At 71.6% G+C, this 17,974-nt stretch carries 12 protein-coding genes, 1 tRNA gene and 2 pseudogenes; 6 read left to right on the top strand and 9 right to left on the bottom strand.

Features of this window, described 5'->3' with window-relative positions; translation table 11 throughout:
* Positions 1–103 precede the first annotated feature (103 nt).
* Positions 104–757, bottom strand: a complete 654-nt coding sequence (locus SXIN_RS24565) for an ANTAR domain-containing response regulator (RefSeq protein ID WP_019709530.1) — start codon at positions 755–757, stop codon at positions 104–106.
* An 89-nt stretch (positions 758–846) separates the two neighbouring features.
* Here SXIN_RS24565 and SXIN_RS24560 point away from each other — a divergent pair.
* Both SXIN_RS24560 and SXIN_RS24555 read left to right on the top strand, forming a co-directional pair.
* Positions 847–932 (top strand) — tRNA-Leu (locus SXIN_RS24560).
* Between the two features lie 78 nt (positions 933–1,010).
* Complete coding sequence (locus tag SXIN_RS24555) at positions 1,011–1,793, top strand: hypothetical protein (RefSeq protein WP_039821779.1); 783 nt, start codon at positions 1,011–1,013, stop codon at positions 1,791–1,793.
* Positions 1,794–1,866: 73 nt separating this feature from the next.
* On the opposite strand, the gene pyk is transcribed toward SXIN_RS24555, so the two are convergent.
* The 4 genes from pyk to SXIN_RS24535 form a co-directional block, all read right to left on the bottom strand.
* Complete coding sequence (pyk, locus tag SXIN_RS24550; protein WP_019709528.1) at positions 1,867–3,303, bottom strand: pyruvate kinase; 1,437 nt, start codon at positions 3,301–3,303, stop codon at positions 1,867–1,869.
* Positions 3,304–3,425: 122 nt separating this feature from the next.
* On the bottom strand, positions 3,426–3,989 hold the full coding sequence (locus SXIN_RS24545; protein ID WP_019709527.1) for a GNAT family N-acetyltransferase: 564 nt from the start codon (positions 3,987–3,989) through the stop codon (positions 3,426–3,428).
* A 40-nt stretch (positions 3,990–4,029) separates the two neighbouring features.
* Positions 4,030–5,793, bottom strand: a complete 1,764-nt coding sequence (locus SXIN_RS24540; protein ID WP_019709526.1) for an IucA/IucC family protein — start codon at positions 5,791–5,793, stop codon at positions 4,030–4,032.
* Positions 5,794–5,984: 191 nt separating this feature from the next.
* Positions 5,985–7,577, bottom strand: a complete 1,593-nt coding sequence (locus tag SXIN_RS24535; protein ID WP_019709525.1) for a pyridoxal phosphate-dependent decarboxylase family protein — start codon at positions 7,575–7,577, stop codon at positions 5,985–5,987.
* Positions 7,578–8,138: 561 nt separating this feature from the next.
* Here SXIN_RS24535 and SXIN_RS24530 point away from each other — a divergent pair.
* Complete coding sequence (locus tag SXIN_RS24530; RefSeq protein ID WP_019709524.1) at positions 8,139–9,857, top strand: SpoIIE family protein phosphatase; 1,719 nt, start codon at positions 8,139–8,141, stop codon at positions 9,855–9,857.
* A gap of 119 nt (positions 9,858–9,976) precedes the next feature.
* On the opposite strand, the pseudogene pepN reads toward SXIN_RS24530, so the two are convergent.
* From pepN to SXIN_RS24505, 3 genes and pseudogenes are all read right to left on the bottom strand, one after another.
* Positions 9,977–12,738 (bottom strand): annotated as a pseudogene (pepN, locus tag SXIN_RS32490) (aminopeptidase N).
* A gap of 338 nt (positions 12,739–13,076) precedes the next feature.
* Positions 13,077–13,400 (bottom strand): chorismate mutase, encoded by a 324-nt coding sequence (locus SXIN_RS24510; protein WP_019709522.1) that lies wholly within the window; start codon positions 13,398–13,400, stop codon positions 13,077–13,079.
* Positions 13,397–14,701, bottom strand: a pseudogene (locus SXIN_RS24505) (RNA-guided endonuclease InsQ/TnpB family protein). Before SXIN_RS24505 ends, SXIN_RS24510 begins: the two are co-directional and overlap by 4 nt.
* A gap of 27 nt (positions 14,702–14,728) precedes the next feature.
* Between SXIN_RS24505 and tnpA the strand changes: the two are divergent.
* The 3 genes from tnpA to SXIN_RS24490 all read left to right on the top strand — a co-directional run bounded on the left by tnpA (position 14,729) and on the right by SXIN_RS24490 (position 16,861).
* Positions 14,729–15,145 carry an IS200/IS605 family transposase gene (gene tnpA, locus SXIN_RS24500; RefSeq protein ID WP_095757540.1) on the top strand — a complete coding sequence of 139 codons (417 nt, stop codon included), beginning with the start codon at positions 14,729–14,731 and terminating at the stop codon, positions 15,143–15,145.
* Between the two features lie 165 nt (positions 15,146–15,310).
* Positions 15,311–16,204 carry a tautomerase family protein gene (locus SXIN_RS24495; RefSeq protein ID WP_095757539.1) on the top strand — a complete coding sequence of 298 codons (894 nt, stop codon included), beginning with the start codon at positions 15,311–15,313 and terminating at the stop codon, positions 16,202–16,204.
* 222 nt (positions 16,205–16,426) lie between these two features.
* A complete protein-coding gene (locus SXIN_RS24490) occupies positions 16,427–16,861 on the top strand; it encodes a CBS domain-containing protein (protein WP_019706582.1) in 435 nt (144 codons plus the stop codon).
* Positions 16,862–17,020: 159 nt separating this feature from the next.
* Here SXIN_RS24490 and SXIN_RS24485 read toward each other — a convergent pair whose 3' ends face one another.
* Positions 17,021–17,896 (bottom strand): hypothetical protein, encoded by an 876-nt coding sequence (locus SXIN_RS24485; RefSeq protein WP_019709518.1) that lies wholly within the window; start codon positions 17,894–17,896, stop codon positions 17,021–17,023.
* Positions 17,897–17,974: the final 78 nt, after the last annotated feature.

The raw sequence follows: 17,974 nt of genomic DNA, 5'->3' as shown, positions 1-17,974 counted from the left end.
ACCCGCACCACACACCGAAGGGGCCCGCGACCGAACCGGCCGCGGGCCCCTTCACCGCCCGCCATCCCCCGCCCCCGCACGGCACACGGCCGCACGGACACACTCAACCCTCCTGCTGCTGCCGCCTCTTCTCCTCGGCATCCTCGATGATCGCCTCCGCCACCTGCTGCATCGACAACCGGCGATCCATCGACGTCTTCTGAATCCACCGGAACGCCGCCGGCTCCGTCAGCCCGTACTGCGTCTGCAGAACACTCTTCGCCCGGTCCACCAGCTTCCGCGTCTCCAACCGCTGCGTCAGATCCGCGACCTCCGACTCCAGCGCCTTCAACTGCGTGAACCGCGACACCGCCATCTCGATCGCCGGCACCACATCACTCTTGCTGAACGGCTTAACCAGATACGCCATGGCCCCGGCGTCCCGCGCCCGCTCCACCAGCTCACGCTGCGAGAACGCCGTCAGCATCAGCACCGGCGCGATACTCTCCGCCGCGATCTGCTCCGCCGCCGAGATCCCGTCCAGCACCGGCATCTTCACATCGAGAATGACCAGATCCGGCCGGTGCTCACGGGCCAGCTCCACGGCCTTCTGCCCGTCCCCGGCCTCCCCCACGACCGAGTAGCCCTCTTCCTCCAGCATCTCCTTGAGATCCAGACGGATCAGAGCCTCGTCCTCGGCGATGACCACGCGGGTCGTCATCGGGGGGACGTGCGACTGCTCGTCGGCAACGGGCTGCTCGGGCTCGGCGGCGCTCACGGGTCTCCTCGTTCCAGGCAGGTAGTGCTCCCTGAGCCTACCTGTGGGACGTCGTACGGTCCCACAGGGTAAGCTGTCCGTGCTGTCCGGCCGGGTTGGTGGAATGGAAGACACGGAGGCCTCAAAAGCCTTTGCCTGCAAAGGCGTGCGGGTTCGAGTCCCGCACCCGGCACCACATTAAGCGGAATTCGCCGTTCGCATGAAAAACTCCCGCTTCGCCCTTCCAACAAAGGAAGAGTGCGACGCTGGGTGAGTGAGCAAGTACGCATCATCGGTCAGGCAAGAGGCTGTCGTTCTCATGCGGAGCGGCGTGCCCAACCATGTCGTAGCAAAGAAGCTCGGCGTCCCCCTCGGCACGGCCAGTTGGTGGCGGCACGAGGACCGCAAAAAACGCGGTGAGCCCTCCCCACAAAGGACAATCGACTGCCCTCGGTGCACAGGGAAACCCGTCGACCGCAGGGCCTACTCGTACCTGCTCGGCCTCTACCTCGGCGACGGGCACATCATCTCCAGGAAGAAACAGCACCATTTGTCGATCTTCTGCACCGCCTCTTGGACGGGGCTCGTCGACGAGGCCGAGAAGGCTATGCGAGGTGTCATGGCGCAGCCTCGGGTGAGGCGTCGGCACAGAAACGGCTGTGTGGAAGTTAAGTCCTTCACACAACACTGGATCTGCCTTTTCCCGCAGCACGGCGCGGGCAAAAAACACAACCGCCTCATCGCCCTCGAAGCGTGGCAACAAGAGATCGTCGACGCACACCCCTGGGATCTCCTGCGCGGGCTGGTGCATTCCGATGGGTGCCGGGTCACCAACTGGACCACCAAAGTCGTGCGCGGCGAGCGGAAGAGGTACGAATATCCCCGGTATTTCTTCACCAATAAATCCGACGACATCCGCCGGATCTACACCGGCACCCTGGACAAACTCGGGATCACCTGGACCCACTGCACCCGGGGCGGGAAGCCGTTCAACATCTCCGTCGCCCGGCGGGCCGATGTGGCGCGCCTGGACGAGCACATCGGCCCGAAGCACTGAGCCGTCCCGCCGGTCGTCGCATCCGTCGCGGTCCCCGTCCCCTCCGAGGCCGCGCGCGACGCGACGCGTCGCGTCACGCCGTAGCGGCGGCGTCCTCGCCGATGCGGTGGACGCGGACCAGGTTCGTCGTGCCGGGGACTCCGGGCGGGGAGCCGGCGGTGATGACGACGATGTCGCCCTTCCGGCAGCGGCCGATGCGCAGCAGTTCCGCGTCCACCTGGGCGATCATCTCGTCGGTGGAGTGGGCTTCGGGGCTGAGGAAGGTTTCGACGCCCCAGGTGAGGCTGAGTTGGGCGCGGGTGGCGGGGTCGGGGGTGAAGGCGAGGAGGGGGATGGGTGAGCGGTAGCGGGAGAGGCGGCGGGCGGTGTCGCCGGATTGGGTGCAGGCGACGAGGTGGGTGGCGCCGAGGAAGTCGCCGAGTTCGGCGGCGGCGCGGGCGACGGAGCCGGCTTGGGTGCGGGGTTTGTGGGTGGTGACGAGGGGTGGGAGGCCTTGGGCGAGGAGGTCTTCTTCGGCGGCTTCGATGATGCGGGACATGGTGCGGACGGTTTGGAAGGGGTATTTGCCGACGCTGGTTTCGCCGGAGAGCATGACGGCGTCGGTGCCGTCCATGACGGCGTTGGCGACGTCGCTGGCTTCGGCGCGGGTGGGGCGTGAGGCGTCGACCATGGAGTCGAGCATCTGGGTGGCGACGATGACGGGTTTGGCGTTGCGCCGGGTGAGTTTGACGGCGCGTTTCTGGACCATGGGGACGGTTTCGAGGGGCATTTCGACGCCGAGGTCGCCGCGGGCGACCATGATGCCGTCGAAGGCGGCGACGATTTCTTCGAGGTTGCGGACGGCCTGGGGTTTTTCGATTTTGGCGATGACGGGGAGGCGGCGGCCTTCTTCTTTCATGACGCGGTGGACGTCGTCGGCGTCGTGGGCGTTGCGGACGAAGGAGAGGGCGATGGCGTCGGCGCCGGTGCGGAGGGCCCAGCGGAGGTCTTCGATGTCTTTGGTGGAGAGGGCGGGGACGGAGACGGCGACTCCGGGGAGGTTGAGTCCTTTGTGGTCGGAGATGAGGCCGCCTTCGATGACGATGGTGTGGACGCGGGGTCCTTCGACGTTGGTGACTTCGAGGGTGACGCGGCCGTCGTCGACGAGGATGCGTTCGCCGCGGCTGACGTCGGCGGCGAGTCCGGTGTAGGTGGTGGAGCTGGTGTGGCGGTCGCCTTGGATGTTTTCGGTGGTGATGGTGAATTCGTCGCCGCGTTCGAGGAGGACGGGGCCTTCGCGGAAGCGGCCGAGGCGGATTTTGGGGCCTTGGAGGTCTGCGAGGATTCCGACGCTGCGTCCGGTTTCGTCGGCTGCTTTGCGGATGTGGTGGTAGCGGCTTTCGTGTTCGGCGTAGGTGCCGTGGCTGAGGTTGAGGCGGGCCACGTTCATTCCGGCGTCGATGAGTGCCTTGATCTGGTCGTACGAGTCCGTGGCGGGGCCCAGTGTGCAGACGATTTTCGCTCGGCGCATGGGGTCGACCTTATGACGTACCGGTGGGTAGCGATTTGGGTTGGGGTGACGGGCCGTCAAGCGTTGGGTGAAGGGCTGTTGACGGTTCGCTGAAAGTGCGGGGTGGTGCTCCGATGAGCGCTTCAGGGGCGGTCGCGGATCATCAGGAGGGCGTTTTTGCCGGGGAGGTCGAGTTCTCCGGCGGGGTGGAATCCGGCGCGCCGGAAGGCGTGGATGGAGCGGGTGTTGCGGGTGTCGGGTTCGGCGAGGACGCGGGTGGCTCGGGGGTCGGCGGCGAGTTGGTGGTCGGAGACGGCGCGGATGAGGTGGGGGCCGAGGCCGCGGCCGCGGTAGTGGGGTGGGCCGAGGAGGAGGTGGAGGCCGGCGTCGTGGGGTTTTGCGGGGTAGTGGCGGGCGAGGGGGTCGAGGTCGGCGCGGTAGAGCTCCCAGTAGCTCATGGGGGTGTCGTCGAGGTGGCCGATGAGGGGGGTGGAGTGGCTGTGGGGGGTGAGGAGTTGTTCGAGGTGGGCGCGGACGGCGTGGGTGGGTTGGTGGAGTTCGGGCCAGTGGGGGGCGGTGTCGGGGTCGTGGCCCCAGGTGTGGAGGAGGGGGGTGTGGGTGTCGGGGTGGGCGGGGTGGAGGGTGAAGTGGCCGGCGGGGAGGCGGGTGGCGAGGAGGGGTGGCCGGCGGGTGTGGTGGGTGGTCACTGGTTCACCGTCCTCTGCGCGGGCGTTGGTTGGGCGCTGGTCATCGGCGTGCCTCGGCGATGGGGTTGGGGATGTCGACGTAGACGGATTGGGCTTCGAGGGGGCCGATGAGTTCGTCCATGCCGCGGATGCGGGTGAGGAGGTTGGCTTTGCAGCGGAGGGTGGGGGCTTCGCGGAGGGTGGTGGCGAGGGTGAGGCGGTCGCCGTGTTGGGCGGCGAGGGCGGCGAGGTGGCGGTCGGTGTCGGCGAGGAGGTCGGTTTCGTCGGCGAGGCCTTGGGAGCCGAGGGCGCCGATGGTGCCGAGGATGTTGTTGATGCCGATGTAGTAGCCGAGGCGTTCGTCGATGACGGTGTCGTCGACGTAGGTGCCGAGGTCGCGGCCGGCGCCGGGGATCCATTGGTGGAGGGCGTGGCTGCGGGCGGGTGAGAAGTAGTAGCCCTGGTTGTCGCGGTAGTGGCCGCCGGTGGGCCAGCCGTCGGTGTCGAGGGTGACGAGGGTGTTCTGCTGGTGGGCTTCGAGGCCGAGTCCGTAGGTGGCGTGGAGCCAGAGGAGGGGGGTGATGACGGTGTCGAGGTAGCGGGTGAACCAGGTGCGGGTGGTGCGGGGGGTGCTGTGGCCGGTGCGGTGGGCGAGGTGCTGGATGTGGGTGGCGAGGCGGCTGCGGTGGTCGGGTTGGTCGGGGCGTTCGGCGAGGAGGCCGGCGAGGCAGCCGGTGGTGGTGCGGGGGGTGCGGGGCGGGGTGGGGGTGCCGGTGCGGAAGGGGTTGTCGCGGATGACGGCGTCGAGGCCGGTGGGGGTGGTGGCGCCGGGGGTGTCGACGGCGAGCCAGGCGGGGTCGCGGACGATGTGGAAGTGGGGGTGGGCGGTGTGGAGGGCGTGGGCGAGGCCGGCGTCGAGGAGGCGGTGGACGGCGAGGCCGCGGCGGAGTTCGGTGCGGTTGTTCTCGCGGCGTGAGTTGGTGATGCGGATGCCGAGGGAGAGTTTGAGCATGACGGGGGCGTCGGCGCGGTAGAGGGTGCGGACGGAGGAGGTGGGGGTCCAGTGGGGGCCGGAGGGGCCGAGGTCGTGGAGGTGTCCGTCGTCGAGGAGGGCGCGGACGGCGGGGCGGTGGAGGAGGTCTTGTGCTTGCCAGGGGTGGGCGGGGACGAGGCCGGTGCCGGGGGGTGTGGCGGGGTGGCCGGCGAGTTCGGCGAGGAGGTTCTGGAGGGGGCGGTCGAGGGCGGTGTCGCTGTGGAGGACGGCGGGGTCGGCGGCGAACCAGTGGAGGGGGAAGTGTCCGTGGGTTTCGGGTGAGTAGCGGGCGGCTTGGTTGTCGCTGAGTCCTTCGCGGCTTTTGGGGGTGGGGTGCAGGGGGTGGCCGGTGACGAGGGCTTGTTCGGCTTCGATGAAGGGGGTGGTGGGGGTGTGGGTGGTGTGGGGGCGGGTGCGGAGGAATTGTTCGATGCGGTGGGCGGAGTCGGTGACGCGGCTGGTGAGGTCGGTGACGGAGCTGGGGTCTCCGGCGGCGATCTCGATGCCGAGGAGGGAGGCGATGAGGGGGGCGGGGGCTTTGGTGCCGGTGCGGAGGCGGGCGCGGCCGAAGCGGTGGTGGCCGGTGGGTGACCAGTGGATGACGGGGGTTTCGAGGGTGACGCCGGAGGCGGGGAGGCGGAGGCGGAGGATGCCGTCGGTGGGTCTGGGGGTGCCGGTTTCGCGGATCCAGCAGCGGAGGAGGTTGCCGGTGGTGATGGCGTCGGCGATGGCCGCGGGGTCGCCGGGCCGGTGGTGTCCGGTGGCGGCGCGGGCGGGAAGCGTCATGCTCATCGGTTCTCTTTCTGTCCGGAGGCCGCTGTGCCGGCCGGGCCGCCGGTGCCCGGGTGGGGCCGGTGGTCCGCGGTGGGTGGTGCGGTCGGGCCTGGTCAGTGTGGGGGGTGGTCCGGGTGTGGCGTCGGGGACGTCGCACCGGTGAGAAGTCGGTGGCTGCCGCTGTGTGTGTGGGGGGCGGGGCAGGTGGGTCAGGGGGTGGTGTGGGCGATGGTGTCGGCGAGGGCCTCCAGGTCGGTGGTGCGGGTGTCGGGGTGGAGCAGGGTGGCTTTGAGCCAGAGCCGGACGCGGCCGTCGGTGTCCTGGGCGCGGGCGCGGCCGATGACGGCGCGTCCGGCGGTGAGGAGGCGGCGGCGGACGTCGGCGACGTGTGCGTCTCCGGCTTCTTCGCCCTCGGTTGCGGCGAGTTCGTCGGCAGCGGTGGGGCGGAGGAGGACGGTGCTGATGCCGATGGGGCCGGGGCGGCGGCGGAGTGCGGGGTGGCGGTCGGTGATGGCGGCGAGTTGTTCGGCTGAGGTGACGCAGTGTTCGACGAGGTGGGCGAGGCCGGTGCGGCCGAGGGCGCGGAGGGTGACGGCGATTTTGAAGGCGTCGGGGCGGCGGGTGGTGCGGATGGAGCGGCCGAGGAGGTCGGGGAGGCCGGCTTCGGTGTCGTCGTCGGCGTTGAGGTAGTCGGTCCGGTGGGTGAGGGGTTCGAGTTCGGTGGTGTCGCGGACGGCGAGGAGTCCGGCGGCGACGGGCTGCCAGCCGAGTTTGTGCAGGTCGAGGGTGACGCTGATGGCGTTGTCGATGCCGTCGAGGCGGTGGCGGAGGGTGTCGCTGAAGAGGAGGGGGCCTCCGTAGGCGGCGTCGATGTGGAGTTCGGCGCCGTAGGTGGTGGCGATGCGGGCGAGTTGGGGCAGGGGGTCGATGAGTCCTTCGTCGGTGGTGCCGGCGGTGGCGATGACGAGGGCGGGTCCCGCGGTGGTGGCGAGTGCGCGGTCGAGGGCCGCGGGGATGACGCGGCCGGCGTGGCAGGCGACGGTGACGGGGGTGGGGAGGCCGAGGAGCCACGCGGCGCGGTGGATGCTGTGGTGGGCGTTGGTTCCGCAGACGACCTGGACGGTGCGGGCGCCGGCGGCGCGGGCGCGTTCGCGGGCGAGGAGGAGGGCGACGAGGTTGGATTCGGTGCCGCCGCTGGTGACGAGGGCGTCGGGTTGGGGGCTGCGGGGGTGGACGAGGGCGGCGAGGGTGCGGGTGATGCCGGTTTCGAGGGCGGTGGCGGCGGGGGCCTGGTCCCAGGAGTCCATGGAGGGGTTGAGGGCGGTGGCGGCGAGGTCGGCGGCCACGGCGACGGCGAGCGGGGGGCAGTGGAGGTGGGCCGCGCAGTGGGGGTCGGCGGGGTCGGCGGCGCCTTCGGCGAGGGCGTGGACGAGGGTGCGGAGGGCTTCGTGTGGGCCGGTGCCGTGTTCGGGGAGGGCGGGGTCGAGGGTGGTGCGGAGCCGGTCGGTGACGATTTTGGGGCCGCCGGCGGGGAGGGGGCCGCTGCGGGCGTGGCTGCCGGTGCGGAGGGCGTCGAGGACGGTGTGGAGGAGGGGTTCGAGGGTGGTGGGGCCGTGGGTGCCGCCGGCGAGTCCGGCCGGTGGCGGTGTGGGGGCGGTGTCCGGGGGTGCGGGGGTGGTGTTCGCGGACGCGGGGGCGTTCGGGGGTGCGGGGGCGTCGTTCCGCGGCGTGGCGTGGTGGCCGGCCGGTGGGGGTGTGGCGGGGCCGGTGCGGTGCGGGGGGCGGGAGGCGCCGAGCGACATGAAGGAGCCCTTTGGTCGAGGTATGGAGGCACACGAACCAGTGGGGTGCCCCGGTCTCGGGCGGGGTGTGCCTCATACTCCTCTACACGCTTCCCGGTCGTACCGGGTTCATCGCAGGACCGAGCAGAACGGGCCAACTCCCATAAAATCGCAGTGTGTTGAGTTGTGATTACGGAGTGCGCGGCGTTTCGGCACAAGGGTGATGAGGCGGGTGTCGTGTTGACGGGACCGGGGTGCGGGGGTGCCGGCGGGCGCGACGGGTCGCGTGTCCGGGGGGTGCGGTGGGATGACGGGGGTGCGGGGCGCCGCGGCGCCGGGGTGCGGGGCCCGGGCGGTGGTGGTATAGGGCGTACGGGGGCGTTCCGGGCCGGTGGTCCGGCGGGCGGCGGCGCCGGTGGTGCCGTCCGGGCGTGAAACGGGCGGGGCTGGGTACCTCTGCGGTGCGTCCCGCCCTGTCCCGTCCGTTCCCCCGTCCCGGCCCCGAGGTGCCGGTCCTCCCGGCTGTGGCCGCGGCCGCAGCCGTACCGACCCCGTCTCCCCGTTCCGCAGGAGTGCCCGTTGATGACTGATCCCGGGTATCCGTCCGGCGACGCCGAGTACCGTCCGCTGCCGGGCGAGGAACTGCTGCACGCGATGTTCTACGGGCTGGACGCCGGGGTCTGGGTGATGGATTCCGGCGGGCGCATCCTGGTGGTGAATCCGCGGGGTGCGGAGATCGTCCGGATGCCGCCGGAGCGGTTCATCGGTGCGGACGCGCACGAACTGCTGCACCGGGAGGCGGACGGCAGTCAGCAGCCGCGTTCCCGGTGTCCGCTGCTGGCGGCGATGGCGGAGGGTCTGCCGACGAGGACGCAGGGTGCCTGGTTCCGGCGCGGTGACGGTTCGCTGCTGCGGGTGGGGTGGCTGCTGGCCCCGTATCTGGTGGGGGGTGAGCAGGCCGGCGCGGTGGTGACGTTCTTCGACCTCTCCGCGCAGGAGGAGGAGGCGCGGCGCCGGGACGCCCACCTGGCGGCGCTGCGCAAGCGCGCGGAGCGGCTGTCGCTGGTGTCGGAGGTGACGACGGTCCTGACCTCGACGCTGGATGTGCGGGAGGCGCTGCGGCGGCTGGTGCGGCTGGTGGCGCCCCGGCTGGCGGACTGGGCGGTGGTCGATCTGCTGGGTGAGCAGGATGCGGTGCTGCGGGTCGCGGTGGTGCACCACGAGAACGGCCGGCATGTGAACGTCACGGAGCTGGAGGGGGCGCTGCCGGATGGTCTGTCGTGGGACTCGCGCTCGCCGCTGCAGCGGGTGCTGCGGGGTGCTTCGTCGCTGATCGCGGGCCCGGAGGAGTATGCCGGTGTGCCGGATTCGGCCATTCAGCGGGTGCAGGGGGATCTGTTCCGGTTCACCGGTATCCACTCGGCGGTGATGGCCCCGCTGCGCGGCGGCCGGGGTGTGCTGGGGGCGTTGACGCTGGGCCGGGCGGATCAGGAGCAGCCGTTCGACCGGGAGGATCTGGAGCTGATCGACGACATCGCGCGGCGGGCCGGTCTGGCGGTGGACAACGCGCAGCTGTACGACCGGCAGCGGCGGGTGTCGGAGACGATGCAGCTCCATCTGCTGACGCCGCTGCCCCGGGTGGAGGGGCTGGAGATGGCGGCCCGCTATCTGCCGGCGCCGCAGGGCTCGCAGGTGGGCGGTGACTGGTACGACGCGTTCGTCATGCCGGACGGGGCGACGACGCTGGTGATCGGGGATGTGATCGGGCACGACCTGCAGGCGGCGGCGAGCATGTCGCAGGTGCGGAACATGCTGCGCGCGTTCGTCTGGGACCAGCGGGAGGTGCCGAGTCTGATCATCGACCGGCTGGACAGTGCGCTGGTGCACATCAGTGATGTGCCGATGGCGACTCTGGTGCTGTGCCGGCTGGAGGGCGGGGGCGGTGAGCCGTGGGTGGTGCGGTGGTCCAACGCCGGGCATCCGCCGCCGCTGGTGATCGAGCCGGACGGGGAGGCCCGTTTCCTGTGGGAGGGGCACGGCATGCTGCTGGGCACGGAGGCGAGTCCGCCGCGGGTGGACTCGGCGGTGACGCTGGCGCCGGACACCACCTTCGTGCTGTACACGGACGGGCTGGTGGAGGCTCCGGGGCAGTCGCTGGACACGGGTCTGGAGCGGTTGCGGCAGCGGGCGGCGGGGCTGGTGGGGCGGCCGCTGGGCGAGTTCTGCGACCGGCTGCTGGTGGAGGTGGCGCCGGAGGAGTCGGCGGACGACATCGCGCTGCTGGTGGTGCGGGTGCCGTAGCGGCGGGCTGCGGCGGGGCCGGGGGTACGGGGCCGGGCCCGGCCGGGCCGTGGGCCGCCCGGCCGGATCGCGGGTCGCGGGTCGCGGGTCGCGGGCCCCGGCGGGCGGCCGGGGTCGGGTCAGCCGGTTCCGGTGGTGTGGCCGGTGGTGTGGCCGGTGGTGTGGGTCGCGCGGGCGCGCAGGATGCGGGCCAGGTCGTCGAGTTGGTCCTCGAGTTTCCGGCGGAGGGCCGGGACGGGCTCGTCGCGGCGCAGGCATTCCCGGCCGAGGCGGAGGGTCTCCTCGTCGACGGCGTGGGCGGGGTAGCCCTCGCGGCCGAGGATCGTGGCGATGGCGGGTCCGCGGCGGGCGGCGGCCGCGACGGCCGCGGGGTGGTAGCGGCGCACGTAGCCGGTGAGGAGGTCGCGCTGCTCGGGCTGCCAGAAGCCCTCGGCGGTGGCCTTGACGAACCGGTTGGACAGCTCGTCGGAGTCGAACAGGGCGTTCCAGGCCGTTTCCTTGGCGGCCGGGTCGGGGAGTGCCGCGCGGCAGCGGGCGGCGCCCTCCCGGCCGGTGGCGCCCGGGTCGTCGGCGAGTGCGGTGTCGATGTCGGCGGGTCCGGCGGCGCCGAGGACGGTGAGGCGCAGCAGCAGCCGCCAGCGGAGTTCGGGGTCGAGGGCGGGCCCGCCGGGAACGGTGCCGGCGGTGAGCCAGGCGCGGAGTTCGCCGGGGTCGGTGAGGTTGTCGAGGCAGCCGCGTGCGGCGGCGAGCCGGAGGCCGGGGTTGCCGCCGCCGGCGGTGCGGTCGAGCAGGTCGCGGCAGACGGCGGTGAGGCCGGCGAGGGCCTCGGGGCGGTCCGGCGGGGGCAGGTGCCGGTCGGCGATCTGCTGGCGGGCGAAGCCGAGGACGCCCTGCACGATGGCGAGGTCGGTCTCGTGCGGGAGGTGGGCTCGGACGGCGCGGAGGTAGCCGCCGGGGGCGAGTTCGCCGTCGCGGACCATGTCGCGGGCGGTGTTCCACACGACGGCGCGGGTGATCGGGTCGGGGAGTCCGGAGAGGGCGCCGAGGGCGGTGTCCCAGGAGCGGGGGTCGAGGCGGATCTTGGCGTAGTCGAGGTCGTCCCCGTTGAGGAGGACGAGCGGGGGGGCGGGGGCCGGGGAGGGTGCGGGCGGGGGCGTCGCCGTCGGCGGGGACGTCGGCGGTGAAGCGGTCGCGGAGGGTGAGGCGGCCGGCGGGGGGTGGTGCGGGTGGCGCCGGGGGGCGCGGCGGGGGGCCTGTCGGAGTCGTGGTCGTGGTCGTGCTCGTGGTCGTGCTCGTGGTCGTAGGTGGTGACGGTGACGCGGTGGGGGCGGGTGCCGGTGTGGCGCAGGGTGAGCCGCCAGGCCGGTTCCGCGGGGGCGGCGGTGCCGTTCTCAGCGGTCTCCGTGGTGACCTCGGCGGTGAGGGTGTCGACGCCGGTGGTGCGGAGCCAGCGGTCGGCCCAGCCGTGCACGTCCTCGGTGGAGGCGCGGGCGAGGGAGTCGAGGAAGTCGGCGAGGGTGGCGTTGCCGAACCGGTGCCGGGCGAAGTGGTCGTTGATGCCGGCGAGGAAGTCCTTCTCCCCGAGCCGGGCGACGAGTTGGCGGAGTGCGGAGGCACCCTTGGCGTAGGAGATGCCGTCGAAGTTCAGCAGTGCGGAGGCGGTGTCCGGGACGTCCTCGGGGGCCGGGGCGACGGGGTGGGTGGTGGGCCGCTGGTCGGCGTCGTAGCCCCAGGTCTTGTGGCCCGCGGCGTAGTCGGTCCAGGTGTCGCGGTAGCGGGTGGCCTCGGTGAGGGTCTGGAAACCCATGTACTCGGCGAAGGACTCGTTGAGCCAGATGTCGTCCCACCACTGGAGGGTGACGAGGTCCCCGAACCACATGTGGGCCATCTCGTGGGCGATGACCATGGCGCGGGTCTGCCGCTCGGTGTCGGTGACGGCGGAGCGGTGGATGTGCTCGTCGCGGAAGGTGACCAGGCCGGGGTTCTCCATGGCCCCGTAGTTGAACTCGGGGACGAACGCCTGATCGTAGGAGTCGAAGGGGTACGGCTCCTCGAAGATCTCGTGGTAGCGGTCGAAGCAGCGGCGGGTGACGTCGAGGATCTCCACGGCGTCCCGGTCGAGGTGGGGCCCGAGGGAGCGGCGGACGTGCAGGCCGAAGGGGAGCCCGGCGTGTTCGGTGCGGACGGAGTGCCAGGGGCCGGCGGCTACGGCGAGGAGGTAGGTGCTGAGGGGCGGGGTGGGGGCGGCTCGCCATCGGACGGACGCGGGGGCGGGCGCGGGGGCGGGCGCCGAGCCGGGGTCCGGGGCGGGGTTTTCGGCGGGTGCCGGGGTGGGTTCCCCGGCGGGTGCCGGGGTGGGGTCCTCGGCGGCTGTCGGCGCGGGGTCCTCGGGTGTGGTGACGGCGTTGGAGAGGACGGTCCAGCCGGCGGGCGCGGTGACGGAGACGTCGAACAGGGCTTTGAGGTCGGGCTGGTCGAAGGCGGCGAAGACGCGACGGCAGTCGTGGAGGAAGCCCTGGGTGTAGACGTAGGTCTCGCCGTCGGCGGGGTCGGTGAAACGGTGCATGCCCTCGCCGGTGCGGGTGTAGCGCATGTCGGCCTCGACGCGGAGTTCGTGCTCGCCCGCGGTGAGGCCGGTGAGCGGCAGCCGGTTGTCCCGGAGGAGCGCCGGGTCGAGGTCGTGCCCGTCGAGGAGGACGCGGCGCAGCCGGGCGGGTTCGACGTCGGCGAAGGTGTCTCCCGCGGTGGCGGCGGTGAAGCGGATGACGGTGGTGGAGCCGAACACGTCGTCGCCGCGGGTGAGATCGAGGTCGACGGTGTAGCGGTGGACGCCGAGGAGGCGGGCTCGGGTTCGCGCTTCGTCGCGTGTCAGTGCGGGCATGGCGCCATGCTGCCAAAGGGGGCGGTGGTGCGGGCGGGGCCGGGCCGGGGTACGGGCGGGGCCGGGTCGGGCCGGGGTACGGGCGGGGCCGGTTCGAGGTACGGCCGGGTGCGGGTGGGGCCGGGCCCTCCGGAGGGGGGTCCTCCACCGTCTATTTACGGCCGTCTGCACCCGTGCCGAGATCGATGAACGAGGCCGCGGCCACACATACACGGCAGCGTGGAGGACCCCCCTCCTACGGTCCCGTCCCCTCCTGTCCCACCCCGGCTCTCCGCCGTCTGCCAGTGAATGGGCACGGGGCGAAGCCTGCCCGGTCTTCCGCTGTCTGCGCGGTTGGGTCAGGAGCGGGCGATGGTTTCGTGGTGGCGGATCACCTCGGCGATGATGAAGTTGAGGAGCTTCTCCGCGAAGGCGGGGTCGAGCCGTGCGCTTTCGGCGAGCTGCCGCAGCCGGGTGATCTGGAGGGCCTCGCGGGCCGGGTCGGCCGGGGGGAGGCGGTGCTCGGCCTTGAGCCGGCCGACCTGCTGGGTGCACTTGAAGCGCTCGGCGAGCATGTGGACGACGGCGGCGTCGATGTTGTCGATGCTCTCCCGCAGCCGCTCCAGTTCCGCCCGGACGGACGGGTCGGCGTCGGTGGCGGTGTTCGGGGGCTGGTTCGTCATCGCGGAGCTCTCCGGTCACTCGTGGCGGAACAGTGCGTCACCTTGACGTGCCTCCTGGCCTGAAGTCCAGGGATTCCGGCCTGGGTCGTCAGACCCTTCCGGGGGCTTCCTGCTTCACCGCGCTGTGCGGGCACGGGTGCCCGTCTTACCGGCGCTCCACAGGCGTTTGGTGTCTCCGCCCGTCCGGCGGCGAGGAGGCGGCGTCCTTCGCGAAGGACGTTGCGTGCTGCGTTGTGGTCGCGGTCGTGGACGGTGCCACACGCCCTGCACGTCCACTTTCGGACGTGGAGGGGTTTGGGGCCGTCCCTGAACCCGCAGGCCGAGCAGACCTGGGAGGAGGGGAAGGCGCGGTCCACCCTGGCGAAGGTGCGGCCGTGTTTGACCGCCTTGTACTCCAGCATGCCGCGAACGCGGACCATCCCGCGTCGTGCACCGACTTGGCGAGCCGGGTGCGCCGAGACCGGACACCGCGAGGTCTTCCACATACACCGCTTGGTTGTCGCGAATGATCTGTGTGGATGCCTTGTGGTGGAAGTCCCGGCGCCGGTCGGCCACCCTGGCGTGCTGGCGTGCGACTTTGATGCGGGCCTTGGCCCGGTTCTTCGATCCCCTGGCCTTGCGGGACAGCTCCCGCTGAAGACGCCTGAGCTTCTTCTCCGCCCGCGCAGGAAGCGGGGACTGTCGATCTTCCTGCCGTCGGACAGGACGGCGAAGGCGGACAGGCCGAGGTCGATACCGGACTCTGCTTCCGTCTCGGGGAGGATGTCCGGCTCGGTGTCCACGACGAAGCTGAGGAAGCACCGGCCGCAGCTGTCCTTGGTGACGGTCAGAGACGTGGGTGCGGCCGGAAGCCGGCGCGACCACTTGACCTTGAGGTTGCCGACCTTGGCCACGTACACCGTGCCGTCGTTGTGCAGGGAGAAGGCGTTGGTGTTCAGGCGGATCGACTGCCGGGTGTCCTTCTTCGACTTGTACCGGGGCGGCCCCACCTTGCGGCCCTGCCGCTTGCCCTTGAGGCTGTCGAAGAAGTTCTTGTAGGCGGTGTCCAGGTCCCGCAGGGACTGCTGCAGGACGACCGCCGACACCTCGGCGAGCCAGGCGCGCTCGGCGGTGCGTTTGGCCCGGGTGATGCGACGGCGGGACAGCTCGGCCGACGTCACGTACGGCAGCCCCGCCGCGTGCGCTTCCTCGCGGTCGCGCAGGCAGTCGTTCCACACCACGCGGGCACACCCGAACGCACGGGCCAGCGCACGGCGCTGTGCGGCGTCCGGGTAGGCCCAGTAGTTGTAGCGGAGCTGCACACCCTGGATGCTACTACAGTTGGTCTCATGCAGAGGCAGACCGATTACAGGCGTGGCAGGCATGTTGTTTCGGCAATGCACGTTCACTTGGTCTTTGTGACAAAGTACCGGCGGGGAGTGTTCAACGACGAGATGCTGACGCGCTGCGAGGAGGTCATGCGCAAGGTGTGCGAGGACTTCGAAGCGGAGCTGAAGGAGTTCAACGGCGAACGCGATCACGTCCACCTCCTGGTGCACTACCCGCCCAAGGTCGCCGTCTCCAAGCTGGTCAATAGCCTCAAGGGCGTCTCTGCCCGCCGGATCCGGCAAGAGTTCACCGGCCGGATCAATCACGCCATCATGCACGGACACCTGTGGTCGCCCTCCTACTTCGCCGCGTCCTGCGGCGGAGCACCGTTGGCGATCATCCGCCAGTACATCGAGCAGCAGAAACGTCCGCTCTGAAGTACACGTCAGAGCAGCCATGAGATGCGTCCATCCCCGGTGTGAAAGCCAGGCTCTCTGCGAAAGTCCCGGTAACAGGGGCGGCCGGCCGCCGGGGGCGTCCAGGGTGCGGAAAGACCCGGTCGGGGCGGTCCGGACGGTGCCTCGCCGTAGGGTGGGGGCGTGATGCCCGGGAGCGAGGTCGAGCGCGGTTATCCGCATCTGGAGACGGTACGGTCGGCGCTCACCGCGCTGTACCGGGCGCTGCCGCCGGGGGCGGTGCGGTCGTTCACGGCCAGTGTGCTGCCCGTGGAGGCGGGGTTCTCCGGGGAGGAGGACCTGCGCGCGGGTGTGGAGCGGGTCGCGCGGGTGATGGTGCGCCATCTGGGGCTGCCGGAGGCCCGGGTGGCGGTCACCTTCCGGGAGATGGCGGACGCGGCGAACGTGGAGCTGGCGGCCGGTCCCGAGTACGACGTGGAGCTCCACACGCGGTTCGACCGGCACCGGCGGGACATCGGCGCGGCCCTGGCGCACGAGATCACCCATGTGTTCCTGCACCGGGCGGGGCTGTCCTTTCCCGGCACGGCCGCCAACGAGATCCTCACCGACACGGCGGCGGCGTACCTGGGGGTGGGCTGGCTGCTGCTGGACGCCTTCCGGCAGGACGCGCTGACCTCGCAGAAGCTGGGCTATCTGACGCCGGAGGAGTACGGCTACGTTCTCGCCAAGCGGGCGCTGGTCTTCGGGGAGGACCCCTCGCCGTGGTTCACCAGCCCGCAGGCGTACACCGCGTACACCGAGGGGATGGAGCGGGCCCGGGCCGACGAGCGGCAGCCGCCGCTGGCGGGCGCGAGCCGCTTCGCGCGGCTGCGGTACGGCCGGGCCCGCCGCGCCGCCTCGGAGCCAGGGGCGGCGCCGCCTCCCCCGCTGCCGGACGCCCCGTACGCGTTCGATGCCGGTCCGCCGCTACGGGTGGTTTTTCCCTGCCCGGTCTGCTGCCAGCGGCTCCGGGTGCCCGTCCGGGGGCCGGTGCGGGTGCGCTGCGGGCTCTGCCGGAGCGTTCTGGACTGCGACACCTGACGGCACCGGGGATGTACGGCGCGTGGGCGCGGGACCACGGTACGGAGCCGAGTGGGCCGATTCCGGGGCGGAGGGGCGGGCCCCGTCGCGGGCGCGTCCGCTCGGGAGGTGCGTTGCGGCCATCCGTGTTGTGATCGATGGGGAGGGTTTCGCATGGAACGGGGCCGAACGGGAGACCCGTAGAGATCCGGATACGCCTGGAAGCAGAGAGGAAGCTCCGATATGGCAGCGAAGCAGAATCTGACGGTCCGCGACGTCATGACGGAGGGGGCCCAGTGCATCGGTGAGAGCCAGAACATGACCGACGCCTCGCGCATGATGCGTGATCTCGGCGTCGGCAGCCTCCCCATCTGCGGGGAGGACGACCGGCTGAAGGGCATGATCACGGACCGTGACATCGTGATCAAGTGCTGTGCCGAGGGGAAGGACCTGAACCAGGTCCGTGCCGGGGAGCTCGCCGGGGAACTGTTCTGGATCGATGTGGACGCGTCCATCAGCGAGGCGCTGGACGCGATGGAGCAGCACCAGATCAAGCGGATCCCCGTGATCGACACGGGCGCCGGTCACCGGCTGGTGGGCATCGTCACCGAGCACGATCTGGCCCGGAACATCAGCGACGAGATGCTCGCCGAGTTCGTCGAGAAGGTCTACGCCTGAACGGGCCCGCCGCGCCGCCCCGGCGCCCCGGCTTCAGCGCCCGGGCCCGGGGCGGCGACGTGCCCGGGCCCGGGGCGGAACCGCGCGGCACCCGCCCCGGATCGGGTGGGGCGGGTGCCGCGGTCCGGGGGCGGCCGGACGGGGCGGGCCGGTGGCCGGTCAGCCGACGCAGCCGGGGACGCTGCCCAGCGGCGCGCAGTTGTCAGGCACGTTCCCGATGACCGAGCTCGTCAGGGCGGTCACCGCGCCGCCCGCCTCGTGGACGCCTCCCCCGCCGGCCGGGGCGGTGGCCGTGTTTCCGAGGACCTTGCTGCGCGCGAGGGTGGCCGTGCCGGCCCGGTTGAAGAGGCCGCCGCCGCGGACGGCGCGGTTGGCGTAGACCGTGCTGCCGCGGACCCGCAGGGTGGCGGCGTTGACGATGCCGCCGCCGTCGGAGGTCGCGGAGTTCCCGTGGATCCGGGAGGAGTTGACGGTCGCGTAGCCCGCCACGTTGGCCAGGCCGCCGCCCGAGGATGCCTTGTTGCCCAGGAGGACGGAGTTGCGGAGGCCGAGCGTGCCGGAGTTGTAAATGCCGCTCCCGGTGTTGTCGCGGACCACCGACCGGTACAGGGCGAGCCGGCCCGCGTTGCGGATGCCTCCGCCCTGGGCGGCATCGCCGCCGCGCACGGTGATCCGGTTCAGGGTGAGGCTGCCGCCCGGCACCACGTTGAGGATGCGGAAGACCTGGGCGGAGTTCCGGCGGAGGGTGGCGCCGCCGGCGGAGCTGATCTGGACGTTGCCGGTGATCTCGGGCAGGGCGTCGTCCGCGTTCGCCGGGGTGTCGGGAGCGGTCAGGGTGTAGGTGCAGCCGGACGCCAGCAGGACGGGCCCGCCTCCCGCGTTGGCGTTGGTGACGGCGGCTTTCAGGGCGGCGATGTCGCCGCAGGGAACGAAGACCTGGGCACGGGCCTGGGTCTGCCCGGCCGGCAGCAGGGCAAGACAGAGCCCCAGGCCGGCGGCGGCGCTGATGCCGCCGCGTCGGATCGTGGCTTTCATGCGGGACGTCCCGTCCGGTCGTGGGTGTTCGGGGCAGGCCGCCGGCCACCCGCCGTGCCCGCCCCAGCAGCGGACACG

Origin of the sequence: Streptomyces xinghaiensis S187 (assembly GCF_000220705.2) — a bacterium.
In the GTDB taxonomy this organism is placed as follows: Bacteria; Actinomycetota; Actinomycetes; order Streptomycetales; family Streptomycetaceae; genus Streptomyces; species Streptomyces xinghaiensis.
This window is presented reverse-complemented; position numbering and strand designations above follow the sequence as displayed.